Annotated in this window: 9 protein-coding genes; 8 read left to right on the forward strand and 1 reads right to left on the reverse strand. The window is 59.8% G+C overall.

Annotation, left to right across the window (positions count from 1 at the left end):
• The first annotated feature begins 106 nt into the window (after nt 1-106).
• From FHG12_RS19495 to FHG12_RS19520, 6 genes are all read left to right on the forward strand, one after another.
• Entirely contained in the window at nt 107-2566 is a 2460-nt protein-coding gene (locus FHG12_RS19495; RefSeq protein ID WP_139517380.1) for a M1 family metallopeptidase, read from the forward strand.
• Between the two features lie 168 nt (nt 2567-2734).
• A complete protein-coding gene (locus FHG12_RS19500) occupies nt 2735-4411 on the forward strand; it encodes an amidohydrolase (RefSeq protein ID WP_394348425.1) in 1677 nt (558 codons plus the stop codon).
• Nucleotides 4412-4535: 124 nt separating this feature from the next.
• Nucleotides 4536-6044 (forward strand): M28 family peptidase, encoded by a 1509-nt coding sequence (locus FHG12_RS19505; RefSeq protein WP_139517381.1) that lies wholly within the window; start codon nt 4536-4538, stop codon nt 6042-6044.
• 8 nt (nt 6045-6052) lie between these two features.
• Nucleotides 6053-6790 carry a 3-oxoacyl-ACP reductase family protein gene (locus FHG12_RS19510; protein WP_139517382.1) on the forward strand — a complete coding sequence of 246 codons (738 nt, stop codon included), beginning with the start codon at nt 6053-6055 and terminating at the stop codon, nt 6788-6790.
• A 31-nt stretch (nt 6791-6821) separates the two neighbouring features.
• A complete protein-coding gene (locus tag FHG12_RS19515) occupies nt 6822-7643 on the forward strand; it encodes an aldo/keto reductase (RefSeq protein ID WP_139517383.1) in 822 nt (273 codons plus the stop codon).
• Nucleotides 7644-7715: 72 nt separating this feature from the next.
• Nucleotides 7716-9317 carry an amidase family protein gene (locus tag FHG12_RS19520; protein WP_139517384.1) on the forward strand — a complete coding sequence of 534 codons (1602 nt, stop codon included), beginning with the start codon at nt 7716-7718 and terminating at the stop codon, nt 9315-9317.
• Nucleotides 9318-9429: 112 nt separating this feature from the next.
• Here the strand turns inward: FHG12_RS19520 and FHG12_RS19525 are convergent, their stop codons facing one another.
• Nucleotides 9430-10155: an arylesterase gene (locus FHG12_RS19525; protein ID WP_139517385.1), complete on the reverse strand. Its 726-nt coding sequence runs from the start codon at nt 10153-10155 to the stop codon at nt 9430-9432.
• Nucleotides 10156-10305: 150 nt separating this feature from the next.
• Between FHG12_RS19525 and FHG12_RS19530 the strand changes: the two genes are divergently transcribed.
• Nucleotides 10306-11007, forward strand: coding sequence for an ABC transporter ATP-binding protein (locus tag FHG12_RS19530; RefSeq protein ID WP_139517386.1), 702 nt, complete (start codon nt 10306-10308; stop codon nt 11005-11007).
• A complete protein-coding gene (locus tag FHG12_RS19535; RefSeq protein WP_230471206.1) occupies nt 11004-13568 on the forward strand; it encodes an ABC transporter permease in 2565 nt (854 codons plus the stop codon). The genes FHG12_RS19530 and FHG12_RS19535 overlap by 4 nt, the downstream gene beginning before the upstream one ends.
• Nucleotides 13569-13648: the final 80 nt, after the last annotated feature.

Below are 13648 nucleotides of genomic sequence, written 5' to 3' on the forward strand. Positions count from 1 at the left end.
TTTCATGTCTTGATATAAATACAACCTTACCGATTTCAGCTTGCCGCTTGGCGAGTCTGTGCAGGATGAATTGCGGCAACGCCAAGGCTCCCTACCTTGTGCTCCTATGCGGACCCTTCTCCTCCTGACCCTCGGCCTGCTTACCGCTGCCCCGGTGCTGGCCCAACAACCCAACACCCTTTACCGCGCCACCCAGCGCAAAGTCAACGACTTGGTGCATACCAAGTTGGATGTGCGCTTCGACTACGCCAAGCGCTACCTCTACGGCAAGGAATGGGTGACGCTCAAGCCCCACGGCTACCCCACCGATTCGCTGCGCCTGGATGCCAAGGGCATGGATATCAAGGCGATTGCGTTGGTGCAGGGCAATGCATCGCAGCCCCTGAAATACGACTACAATCAGCAGCAACTGCTGGTGCACTTGGGGCGGATAGTACCGGCCGGCGAGGCGTACACCATCTATATTGAATACACCGCCAAGCCCGACGAGCTCAAGGCCAAAGGCAGCGCGGCCATTACGGGCGCAAAAGGCCTGTATTTCATCAACCCCGACAGCGCGGTGGCGGGCAAGCCGGTCCAGATTTGGACGCAGGGCGAATCGGAGGCCAACTCGGCCTGGTTTCCGACCATCGACAAGCCTAACCAGAAAACGACCTCCGAAATCAGCCTAACCGTGCCGAGCAAGTACGTCACGCTCTCCAACGGCAAGCTGGTGGGCCAAGCGGCAGCCGGCCCCGGTCTGCGCACCGATACCTGGAAAATGGACGAGCCCCATGCGCCGTATCTGGTCATGATGGCCATCGGCGACTTCCGCATCACCAAGGATACGTGGCGCGGCAAGGAAGTGGCGTATTACCTCGAACCCCGGTACACGGCCCAGGCCCGGCAGGTTTTTGGCAAGACGCCCCGCATGCTCGAGTTCTTTTCCGAGCGCCTTGGGGTGGCTTTTCCGTGGAATAAATATTCCCAGGTGGTCGCCCGCGACTACGTGAGTGGGGCCATGGAAAACACCACGGCTTCTCTGTTTGGTGAGCAGGCCCAGGGCACGGCCCGCGAGCTGCTGGATTGGGAATACGCCGGCGTGGAGCGCGAAATCGCCCACGAGCTGTTTCACCACTGGTTTGGCGACTACGTAACGGCCGAAAGCTGGAGCAACCTGACGATGAACGAGTCGTTTGCCAACTTCTGCGAAGTGGTGTGGGCCGAGCACGAATACGGTCCCGACGCCGGCGCCGCCCAGGCCGAGCGCAGCCAAAGCACTTACCTGCGCACCCCCGCCAACTACACCAAGCCGCTAGTCCGCTTTCACTACGACGACAAAGAGGACATGTTCGATGCCGTGACCTACCAAAAGGGCGGCACCATCCTGAACATGCTGCGGCACTACTTGGGCGAGGACGTGTTTTTCAAGGGCTTGCAGCGCTACCTAACCCAAAATGCCTTCGGCACCGGCGAACCCCACCAACTGCGGCTGGCCTTGGAAGAAGTTTCGGGCCAGGATCTCAACTGGTTTTTCAATCAGTGGTATTACCGCGCCGGCCACCCTACCGTAACCCTTGATTACCAATGGGATGCGACTCGGAAACAGCAAGCCGTGATCGTGCATCAGACGCAGGCCGGCGAGCCGTTTATCCTGCCGCTTACGGTGGATGTTTATGCCGGAGGGCGCACGCAGCACTACCCTGTCACGCTGCGCCGTGCCGTGGATACGCTTTACTTCCCGTCGGCCACTAGGCCTGATCTGGTGAACGTGGACGCCGAAAAAGTGCTGCTTTGGCAAAAGCAGGACAATAAATCGCTGGCAGAATTTGCCTATCAATTTCGCCACGCGCCCCGCTACCTCGACCGCCGCGAAGCCTTAGCAGCCGCCAAAGCCCAAATAGCCAACCCATTGGCGCAGAAGATTTTAGTAGCGGGTTTGCTCGACAAGTCGCCCGCGCTGCGCAGCTTGGCCATCGACCAGCTCGACCTTCAGAACTCAGCCCTGCGCAAAGCCGCGGCGCCCGTTTTGGCGAAACTGGCGACCAACGATTCGGTGGTGCAGGTGCAGGCGGCGGCCCTGCTGGCATTAGGTACGCTGAAAGAGAAACGCTACGCCAAGCTGTTTGGTAAAGCGCTGGAAAGCAAATCGTACCGGGTGCAGGGCGCGGCGTTGCAGGCGATGTTGCCTCTGGATCCGAAGCAGGCGCTAGCGCGCGCGACGGCCTTCGAGGCTGACAACAAGGGCGCCTTGACGGTTGCTTTGGTGGAAGTGTACGGCCAGGCTGGCGGCCCGGCGAAGTGGCCGCTGGTCATGGCCAAGTTCGACGCGGCCGACGCAAACGGGCGCTTCAACATGCTGTCGGGATTCGCTGCACTGCTCGGACGCCTCGACGACCCAACGGCTTTACGCCAAGGCATTACGCGCATCAAAGACTTGGCGGTGCGCTACAAGCCTTACGGCGTGGATGCCCGCCTCATTGCGTTGCTGCGCGAATTGCAACAGCACCAAGCCACTCGCCCCAATGCGGCCGAAACAACTACGCTAGTCGAGCAGGCCGTGGCAGAGATTCAGGCGGCCAAGTAGCGTAGCGGCGGTTGGGTTTCGGTTAAAAGCAACCTCTGAGGAGCAGTAGGAAACGGTATTATTTGGGCAATGCACAAACGGGCGATGCCAATCCCAGTGAAACCCAATATATTATCAAGATTATTACAAGCTGCTTCCGGCATTCTGTTTCGCCTAACTCCGCTTCTCATGACAAAACCCTCTACTTCCTTTCGCCGTCCGCTGTTGTCTGGTGCCGCGGCTTGTATGTTGGGCTTGCTCGCCGTGGCACCCAGCCCAGCAGCCGCCCAAACCAGCATATCGCCCGCTAAGCTGGAAGCCCTCAAGAAAGAGCTGACCGCCGAAATCGACAAGCAGCAGAAGTCGACGCAGCAGATGGTGGATATGGTCTTCAGCTTTGGCGAGCTGGGCTTTCAGGAAGTAGAAACCTCGCGCTACCTGACCGACATTCTGAAGAAAAACGGCTTCAAAATCGAGCAAGGCATTGCAGGTATCCCCACGGCCTGGACGGCCACTTGGGGTTCGGGCAAGCCGCTGATTGCCGTGGGCAGCGACATCGACTGCATTCCCAAGGCCTCGCAAAAGCCGGGCGTCGCGTACCACGACCCCATTATTGCCGGAGCGCCGGGCCACGGCGAAGGCCACAACTCGGGCGTGCCCCTCAACATCACGGCCGTGCTGGCGCTCAAGAAAATCATGGAGCGCGAGAAAATTCCCGGCACGCTGATGCTCTGGCCGGGCGTGGCCGAAGAATTGGTGGGCGCGAAAGCCTACTTCGTCCGCGATGGCTACTTCAAAAACGTGGATGCCTGCATTTTCACCCACGTCGGCGATAACCTGAGCGTGGCGTACGGCGACGCGGGCAACAACGGGCTGGTTTCGGTCACGTTCAATTTTGAAGGGGCTGCTGCCCACGCGGCCGGCGCGCCGTGGCGGGGCCGCAGCGCCCTCGACGCCGTGGAATTGATGGACATCGGCTGGAATTACCACCGCGAGCACATGGAGGTCACGCAGCGCTCGCACTACGTAATCACCGACGGCGGCGACCAGCCCAACGTCGTGCCCTCGAAGGCGTCGGTGTGGTATTATTTCCGCGACCGTACCTACCCCAAGATTCAGCAGATGTACCAAGACGGCATCAAAATGGCCGAAGGCGCTACGCTAATGACCAATACCACAATGACTTACGAAGTATTGGGTAGCGCGTGGCCGGGTCATATGAACAAACCGATCGCGGAAGCGATGTACAAAAACATCCAAACGGTGGGGCTGCCCACTTGGAGCGAGGCCGATCAGATTCTGGCCCGAGCTGCCCAGAAAGAAACCAAAGCGCCCAAAACCGACCGCCGCAACAAGCCCATCGACGGCTTGGCTACCCAGCTGGATTCGCTCAAAAAGCCCGAAACGTTCTCCATCGGCGGCGGCTCCGATGACATCGCGGACATCTCCTGGAACGTGCCTACGGTGGTATTGAGCTACCCCGCCAACATTCCCGGTTTGCCCGGCCACCACTGGGCCAACGCAATTGCCATGGCCACGCCCATCGCCCACAAGGGGGTCACGGCGGGCGCCAAAGCCGAAGCCCTGACGCTTTTGGACATGCTGGTGAAGCCGGAGATCATCAAGGACGCTTGGACGTATTTCAAGGATGTTCAGACCAAGGAAGTCAAGTACACGCCGCTGGTTTCCAAGACCGACAAGCCCGCTATCACCCTGAATAAGAGCATCATGGCGGAATACCGGCCGCAGATGAAGAAGTACTACTACAATCCCAGTAAATACAAAACTTACCTAGAGCAGTTGGGCATCAAGTACCCGACCATCCGCACGGATAACGTGCCAGCCGCTGGTGCCGGCGGCGAATAACCTACTCCCCCTAACTATTTGCTTGTCAAGTAGTTAGGAGAATACTTTAAATCAACTGGTTATCAAGTACATCTAAAAGCGCCCGCACGACACCGAGCGCTCAACTTGTCACGTATTCTTCCGCATGAACCAAGTGTACAGAACCACAATTGGCCTGCTGGTGTCGGGCCTGACAATCGCGATGCCGCTGAGCGGATCGGCCCAACAGAAAAAGCCGGCACCCAAAAAAACAACTTCCGCCGATGCGCGCGACGCCATCCGCGAGAGTGACCTGAAGCGCGATTTGTTTGCGCTGGCCGGCGATCACTACCGCGGCCGCGAAGGCGGCACGCTCGACGAATTGCGCGCTTCCGCCTGGATTGCCGAGCAGATGCGCGCCATCGGGGCCCAGCCCGCCGGCGACGACGGCACGTATTTCCAGTTTTTCCACATCCAGCGCACCCGCATCACCAAGGGCAGCCGCCTGAGCATTGGCAGCCACCAGCTCAAGGTGAATGAAGATGCAATCATCACGGTACCAGGCATTTCCTCGGTGAATGCACCCATGGTGTTTGTGGGCACCGGCACGCCGGAGGAAGTCGCCAAAGTCGATATCAAAGGCAAAGCCGTGGCGCTGGTGTTTTCGGGCACGCCACCGGCCAGCACGATTTTTCGCTACTTCCTGAACACGACCATGCGCACCCGCTCGGCCGAGTTGGTGAAGGCTGGCGCGGTGGCCGTGGTGTACGTATCGGATGCGCGGGCACAGGAGATTTTTAACCGCTGGGGCACCATCTACGAGCGCGGCCGCTACGACCTGCCCGGCGGCCCCAATACCAAAGTAGCGGAGCAGGCACCAACTATCTGGTTGCCAGAATCCGCGCTTTCTTGGGTGCAGCAGGCCGGACAGCAACTGGTGGCCAACATCAACGTGGAAAGCTTCAGCTATCCGTCCGTCAACATCGTGGCCAAAGTGCCTGGCACCGATGCCAAGCTGAAGGCCGAAAACGTGCTCTTCAGCACCCACCAAGACCACGACGGCGTGCGCCGCGCCGTGGCCGGCGACTCCATCTGGAACGGCGCCGACGACAACGCCACCGGCTGCGCGGGCACGTTGGCCGTGATGCGCGCTTTTGTCAAAAAGCCCGGCCGCCGCACGGCGCTGTTTGTGTTTCACGGCGCCGAAGAACGGGGTTTGCTCGGCTCGCGGTACTATTCGGCCACGCCGACGGTGCCCAAAGAATCCATTGTGGCCGTGCTGAACGCTGAGATGATCGGTCGCAACGCGCCCGACAGTGCCGCGCTGCTGGGCTCGCAACGCCCCCACCGCAACTCCCAGGATTTGGTAAACCTGGCGATGACCGCCAACCAAACCGGCCCGAAGTTTAAGCTCGACACGCTCTGGGACAAGGCCACGCACCCCGAAGGCTGGTATTTCCGCAGCGACCACTTGCCTTATGCGCGTCTGGGCATCCCCGCGATTTGCTATACCACGCTGTTGCACAAGGACTACCACACGCCCAAAGACGAGCCCGACCGCATCAACATCGCCAAAATGGCCAACGTCACCCGCTGGATTTACCTCACGGGATGGGCCGTAGCCAACCGCGATCAGCGCCCCACGCCGGACAAAGATTTCAAGCTGGAACGCTAGCCAGTCGGATGGAAACCCAACCTCTCAGCGGGAAAGTGGCCTTGGTGACGGGCGCCAGCCGCGGCCTGGGCCACAGTATCGCCCGCACGCTGGCCCAGGCCGGCGCCACCGTCATCGTCAATTACCACAGCAGCCCGGCAGCAGCCGACGCCGTAGTGCAGGACATTACGCGCCACAAGGGCCAAGCCTTTGCTATTCAGGCCGATGTAGCCGACACCGCGGCCGTAGAAAGGCTTTTTCGTCAGATTCGGGAACGGGTTGGGGCCGTGGATATTCTGGTGAACAACGCAGGAATTGGCGTGCCAAAGCCGTTTCTGGAAGTCACGCTCGACGATTGGCAGCAGGTGCTGCAAACCAACCTGACGTCGGCTTTCCTGGTTAGCCAAGCCGCGATTCCGGCCATGATGGCCAAACGTTTCGGGCGCCTCATCATGATCTCGTCGACGGCGGCCCAAACGGGTGGCGTCATCGGGCCGCATTACACGGCTTCCAAAGCAGGCCTGCTTGGGTTGGTGCACTCGTACGCTTCCTTGCTGGCGCAGCACGGCATCACGGCCAACGCGGTGGCACCGGCCCTTATCGAGACGGACATGATCAAAGACAACCCCAAGATCACGCCCGATCTGATTCCGATGAAGCGCTTCGGCCAGCCGCAGGAAGTTGCCGACGCGGTGCTCTTGCTGGCCACCAACGGCTACATCAACGGCCAGACCCTCAACGTGAACGGCGGCTTGTACATGAGCTAGCTCCAATTCGCTCGTCATCTACTTCTGCGTCATGCTTACCCGCCTCATTCCTTCCAGCCAAGAGCCTCTTCCCATAATCGGCCTCGGCACTTGGCAGACGTTCGATGCTTCCAGCAAAGCCGCTTATCCGCAGCTTTCACAAACCCTTGACGTACTGCACGTTGCTGGCGGCTCGGTTATCGATTCGTCGCCGATGTACGGGCGGTCGGAGGAAGTAATCGGTGATCTTACGGCGGACTTGGCGGCGCGGGATTCGTTTTTTTACGCCACCAAAGTCTGGACGACGGGCCGGCAGGCAGGTATTCAGCAAATGGAAGCCTCGCTGCGCAAAATGCGTCGCGCCCGCCTCGATCTGATGCAAATCCACAACCTCACGGACTGGAAAACCCACCTCGACACCCTGCGCGATTGGAAGGCCGCGGGCAAAATCCGGTACATCGGCCTCACGCACTACACCGATTCCATGCACGCCGAGCTGGAGCGCATCCTGCGCAAAGAACCCGTTGACTTTGTGCAGTTTAACTACTCTATCCTGGATCGCCACGCCGAGAAAAGCCTGTTGCCGGCCGCCGCAGACCGTGGCGTTGCCACGCTCATCAACCGACCTTTTACCGAAGGCAACCTGCTGGCGCGCGTGAAAGGCAAGGCGTTGCCCGCGTGGGCCAATGAGTTGGGAATCAGCAGCTGGCCGCAGTTTTTCCTGAAATTCATCCTCTCCCACCCGGCCGTTACGTGCATCATCCCCGGCACCCGCGACCCAGCGCATTTGGCCGACAACCTGAAAGCAGGCGAAGGCGAGCTGCCCGATGAAAAAACGCGCGAGCGAATGGCAGCATTTGTATATTCTATATAATTGATAATCAATCAATTATATAGAATCATTCGGTCTCAAATTTAGAACCTCAAGTTTACTTTCTCGTTCGGCATGAGCAGAATTCTACAGTTTCCTGTTTGCTATTTTCTGCTGTTACTCAGCACTTTGGCGCCCAACAGCTACAGCCGTTCACACTCCGCCCCGGCGCTCCTGAAAGAAAAATTTCCGCTTCTGGAAACGACCATCGCCGACATCCACCAGGCGTTTCGGAAAGGCGATTGCAACTGCGAGCAGCTGGTGACGGAATACCTCCGGCGCATCGCCGCCTATGACCAACCGACCAAGCTCAACGCCATTATCCTGACCAACCCGCAGGCCCTCACGACGGCCCGGCAGCTGGACGCGGAGTATCAAAAAACCAAAAAGCTGCGGCCGCTGCATTGTATCCCGCTCATTGTCAAGGACAACTACAACACGGCGGGTCTGCAAACTACGGCGGGCTCGTTGGCCCTCAAAGGCTTTGAACCCGCCGAAGACGCCACCGTCGTCAAGTCGTTGAAGGCGGCCGGAGCCATTGTGCTGGCCAAATCCAACATGGCCGAATGGGCCTTTAGCCCAATGGTTTCGATCAGTTCGATTGCGGGCGAAACGCTCAACCCGTACAACCTGCTGCACGTGCCGGCGGGCTCCAGCGGTGGCACGGCCGCGGCGGTGGCAGCCAATTTTGGAACGGCAGGACTCGGCAGCGACACCGGCAATTCCATCCGCGGGCCATCGTCGCACAACGCGCTGGTTGGGTTTCGGCCAACGCTGGGGCTGGTCAGCCGGGCTGGTATTGCGCCGCTGTATTTGCGCAACGACACCGGCGGCCCCATGACCCGCACCGTTGCCGACGCCACGCGGCTGCTGGAAGTGATGGCCGGCTTCGACCCAGCCGACCCGCTCACCAAGTACAGCGAGGGCAAAATCCCGAAAAGCTACCAGCAGTTTCTCGACAAAAACGGCCTAAAAGGCGCACGCATTGGGGTGTTGCGCACGCTCAGCGAACGCAACCCCGATCCGCAGGTAAAAGCGCTGTTTGAGCAATCGATCGCCGATTTGAAGAAAGCCGGCGCCGACATCATCGACCCCATCGAGGTTCCTGACTTCGCCAGCGTAAGCAAGGATCAGTGGTGCTCGGTTTTTCAGCACGACATCAACGAATACCTCGCGTCTTTGGGGCCAAACGTGCCGGTTAAGAACTTAAACGAGATCATTGCTTCCGGCAAATTCGCGCCGTACATCGCCGAAAACCTCACCTATCATCAGCAGCACGCCGAGGTGCAGCAGGGCACTTCCTGCGCCGATGCCTATTCCGATCCCAAGCGCATCGCCTTCCGCAAAGCCATTACCGACGTGATGGACCGCTACAAAGTGAACGCGCTCATCTACCCCACCTGGAACAACCCGCCCGCCAAAGTAGGCGATTTCAAAGGCTACAAAGGCGATAACAGTCAGCTTATTGCACCGCATACCGGCCAGCCCGCTTTTACCGTGCCCATGGGCTTCACCTACGACAATTTGCCGGCCGGGCTGCAATTCTTGGGGCGCCCCTTCGACGAGCCGACGCTTATCAAGTACACCTTCGCCTACGAACAAGCCACTCACTACCGCCAAGCGCCCAAACTCTTTCCCGCATTGCCTGCTGAGGCGCCGGATAAACAAAAAAGATAGCCCTTAAGCAAGTATTTGATTGTCAATTACTTGCCTAAGGGCTATCTGAAGAGCACGAATGTGCTGTGCAAACGCCGAACGCCGAAGTAACTGCGGCGCAATTAGGTCTGCGTTAGGGAGTTGCCGGCACCGGCTGGCGCAACAGCGGCTGCAATACGCCCCAAACGGTGCGGGCGACCAGTCGGTGCCCCGTCGGCGTGGGATGGATGCCGTCGCGCTGGTTGAAGCGCGCCACCCCACCGACGCCTTCCAGCAGAAATGGGATCAGGGTGAGCTTGTTTTCGCGGGCCAAATCGCCGTAGAGCTTTTTGAAATCGGCGGCGTAGTCGGCGCCTAAGTTGGGCGGTATCTGCATGCCAGCCAGCACAATACGCGCCTGCGGACTGCGACGGCGCACCGTATCGATGATGGCTTGCAGGTTGCGGCGGGTCGCGGAAAGTGGCAGGCCGCGCAGGCCGTCGTTGCCACCCAATTCGAGCACAAATACGGCCACGGGGCGGCGCAGCACCCAGCCCACGCGGCTTCGTCCCCCGGCCGTGGTTTCGCCACTCAGGCCCGCGTTCACGACGGTATAGCCCAAGCCGGCCGAATCAATTTTTTGTCCCACCAACGCCGGAAAAGCCTGTTCGGGCTCCACGCCGAGGCCAGCCGTGATGCTGTTGCCGAAGAAAAGAATGGTTTGCTTGGCTGAGGCGGACGCCGGCTTCGCAGGCGGTGGAGCTGCGTTTTCGGCCGGTGCGGTGGCTACATCGGCGGCGGGCTGGGAGCTGTTGCTGCCGCAACTAATGCAAAGGGCGAGCAGCAACCCGCAACTAAGTATGGACGGAACTGTTTTCATGCGGACAACGATTTTTTTGGGTATATGCGTAACGGTGGAAAGTATCCCAAAGGTTGAAACGTCTTGTAAGTTACCGTTTGATCAACCCGTTATCTCGCTCTTATTCTTTGTTTTAGCGCCGCCTCGCAGCGGTTTATTCCTTCCTGATTCGTGCTGAAAGTAGAAAACCTCACCAAATCATACACCAGCGGCGGCAGGTCCCTGACCGTGCTGGAGTCCGTCAGCTTCGAGCTGCAACCCGGCGACACCTTTTCCATTGTGGGCCCAAGCGGCAGCGGCAAAACCACGCTTCTGGGCTTGTGCGCCGGCCTCGACCGGGCCTCGTCGGGCAGCGTGTGGCTAAACGGCATTCGGCTCGACGACCTTAGCGAAGACCAACGGGCAGCCGTGCGCAACGAACACGTGGGCTTCATCTTTCAGAATTTCCAGTTGCTGCCCACCCTTACTGCCCTCGAGAACGTGCTGGTACCCTTGGAGTTACGCGGCGTAAAGGGCGGCGCCAACACGGCGCAGGCGCTGCTGGAGCGCGTGGGGTTGGGCGGCCGCGGCCACCACTACCCGACTCAGCTTTCCGGCGGCGAGCAACAGCGCGTTTCCCTGGCGCGGGCCTTCGCCAATCGGCCCAAAATTCTGTTTGCCGACGAGCCCACCGGCAACCTCGACGCCGATACCAGCGCCACGGTGGTCGAGTTGCTGTTTGAACTAAACCGCGAGGCCGGCACGACGCTGGTGCTCGTCACGCACGACCTGGAACTGGCCGCCAAAACCCAGCGCGTCGTGCGCATTAAGGGCGGCTCGGTCGTTTCCGATTCACTTGTCCAGCAGGCGGTTGCGCCCGTTTCGGCCTCATGAGTAACCTGCCTTCGGCTCGCCCCGGCGTGGCATGGCTCTGGCGCATGGCCTGGCGCGACAGCCGCCGCAGCCGCTCGCGGTTGCTGCTCTTTATCTCGGCCATTGTGCTGGGAATTGCGGCGCTGGTGGGCATCAACGGCTTCGGCGACAACCTCGCCCGCAGCATTGATGAACAGGCCCGCGAGCTGCTGGGCGCCGACTTAGTGGTATCGTCGACGCAACCCTTCGAACCCGGCCTGCAACCCACGCTGCGCAAGCTGAGCCCGACGCGCAGCAACGAGGTAGCTTTTGCCTCGATGGTGCAATTCCCTAAGGGACAAGGAGTTCGCTTAGCGCAAATTCGAGCGCTTACGGGCGGCTTTCCTTATTACGGCGACTGGGTGCTGGAGCCCGCAGCAGCGGTGGCGGCCTTCCGGCAAGCGTCGGCTTCGCAGCAGCGCGTGGCGTTGGTCGATGATGCGCTGTTGGTTCAGTTTGGCGCCCAGCCCGGCGATTCCATTAAAGTTGGGAAGCTGACCTTCCTGATTGCGGGACGCGTGCGCAAAACACCGGGGCAGTCGGGTTTCAGCGCGGCCGTAGCCCCGACGGTTTTCATTCCGGGTTCTTTGCTCAGCCAAACCGGTCTGGTGCAGCGCGGTAGCCGTATTCAATACCGCATCTACTACCAGTTTGCAGCAGGCACCGATGTCGATCGCCTCATCAAGCCCCTCGAAGCTCGTTTCGACAAGGCCAACATCGACACCGATACCGTGGCCAGCCGCAAAAAGCAAACGGGCCGGTCCTTCGCCGACCTGACGCGCTTTCTGAATCTGGTGGCGTTTGTGGCGCTGCTGCTGGGGTGCGTGGGCGTGGCCAGCGCCGTGAGCCTGTACGTGCGCGAAAAAGTGTCTGCTGTAGCGGTGCTGCGCTGCTTAGGAGCCAGCGGCCAGCAGGCTTTGCTGATTTATCTGCTCCAAACGGCTCTCATGGGCTTGCTGGGCGCTGTGGTAGGTGCGGCATTGGGCACCGCCGTACAACTACTTCTGCCCCAGGTGTTTGCCGGATTTTTACCGGTGGCGGTGCGCGTGGCCATTTCGTGGTCGGCGGTGCTGCAAGGCGTGCTGACCGGCGTGCTGGTGGCGGTGTTGTTTGCGCTGCTGCCTCTGTTGAGCATCCGGCGCGTGTCGCCGTTGCGGACGCTGCGGGCGTCGTTTGAGGAAGACTCCTCCCGCCCCGATCCGCTGCGCCTGGCGGTGTTCCTGCTGATTGCGGTCTTCATTACGGGCTTCGCGTACCTGCAAACCCGCGAGTGGAAGCAAGCGCTAGGGTTTGCGGCCGGGCTGGTAGTGGCCTTCGGGGCGCTGGCAGGCTTGGCGCAGGGGTTGCGTCTATTGGTGCGTCGCTACTTCCCTACCTCCTGGAGTTACGTCTGGCGGCAAGGACTAGCCAATTTGTATCGCCCTAATAATCAGACCATTACTTTAACTGTTTCGATTGGGCTTGGCGTGTTCCTACTGGCGACGCTGTACATGCTCCAAGGCCTGCTGCTGGGCCGGGTGCAGTTGGCCGGCGGTGGCCAACAACCCAACTTAGTATTGTTCGACATTCAGCCGGAGCAGCGGGTGGGCGTCAACCAAATCATTCAGAATCAGCACCTACCGATTTTGCAGCAAGTGCCCGTGGTGACCATGCGGCTGGCGGCCATCAACGGACGCTCGGGGGCCGATTTCCAAAAAGACAGCGCCCGGGGCGTCCCCAAATGGGCTTTTAGCCGCGAATACCGCGTCACGTACCGCAACAAGCTCATCACGTCGGAGAAGTTGGAAGCCGGGCAGCGCCCAGCGCTGGCGGCGGATGGAACGCCGCGTATTTCCATTGAAGATGGCTATTTCAAACGCCTCAAGCTCAAGCTCGGCGACACGCTGACGTTTAACGTGCAGGGTGTGCCCATTAACACCGTCGTCGGCGGCACGCGCATCGTCGACTGGACGCAGATTCAAACCAACTTTTTAGTTGTGTTTCCGAGCGGGGTGTTGGAAGCGGCACCGCAGTTCTACGCCCTCATGACCCGCGTTCCCAACAACGCCGTACTAGGCTCGGTGCAGCGCGCGCTGGTAAGCCGTTATCCCAACGTGTCGGCCATCGACCTAGGCCTGATTCTGCAAACGCTGGACGATATTCTGGGCAAGATATCCTTCGTTATCCGCTTTATGGCCCTGTTCAGCATCGCTACGGGGTTGCTGGTGCTGGCCAGTTCGGTGGTTGTAAGTCGCTACCAGCGGGTGCAGGAAAGTGTGTTGCTGCGCACGCTGGGCGCCAGCCGGCGCCAAATTCTGCGCATTACGTTGGTCGAATACGCGGTATTGGGGCTCTTGGCCGCTTTGGCTGGCTTGGTGCTGGCGAGTGCGGCAGCGTGGGCGCTGGCCTACTGGGTATTTGAGGTCAATTTTGCTCCCGAGCCGGGGCCACTATTGCTGCTGGCTGCCTTCACAACGATTCTCACCGTCCTGATCGGGTTGCTTAACAGCCGGGAGGTGCTCACGCGCCCGCCGCTGGAGGTGTTGCGCGGCGAAGCGGGATAAATACGTAGTATTTAAAGTTTTTCTACGTATTTATCACCGATAATTTTCGAAGGAATACGGGTTTACCACCAATTGCGCGT

This window comes from Hymenobacter jejuensis (assembly GCF_006337165.1).
Classification (GTDB): Bacteria; Bacteroidota; Bacteroidia; order Cytophagales; family Hymenobacteraceae; genus Hymenobacter; species Hymenobacter jejuensis.

Bases quoted from the DNA above. Each gene is read 5' to 3' on its own strand.
- FHG12_RS19515 (WP_139517383.1), top strand. From the start codon at position 6,822: ATGCTTACCCGCCTCATTCCTTCCAGCCAAGAGCCTCTTCCCATAATC.
- FHG12_RS19510 (WP_139517382.1), top strand. From the start codon at position 6,053: ATGGAAACCCAACCTCTCAGCGGGAAAGTGGCCTTGGTGACGGGCGCC.
- FHG12_RS19535 (WP_230471206.1), top strand. From the start codon at position 11,004: ATGAGTAACCTGCCTTCGGCTCGCCCCGGCGTGGCATGGCTCTGGCGC.
- FHG12_RS19525 (WP_139517385.1), bottom strand. From the start codon at position 10,155: ATGAAAACAGTTCCGTCCATACTTAGTTGCGGGTTGCTGCTCGCCCTT.
- FHG12_RS19505 (WP_139517381.1), top strand. From the start codon at position 4,536: ATGAACCAAGTGTACAGAACCACAATTGGCCTGCTGGTGTCGGGCCTG.
- FHG12_RS19495 (WP_139517380.1), top strand. From the start codon at position 107: ATGCGGACCCTTCTCCTCCTGACCCTCGGCCTGCTTACCGCTGCCCCG.
- FHG12_RS19500 (WP_394348425.1), top strand. From the start codon at position 2,735: ATGACAAAACCCTCTACTTCCTTTCGCCGTCCGCTGTTGTCTGGTGCC.
- FHG12_RS19520 (WP_139517384.1), top strand. From the start codon at position 7,716: ATGAGCAGAATTCTACAGTTTCCTGTTTGCTATTTTCTGCTGTTACTC.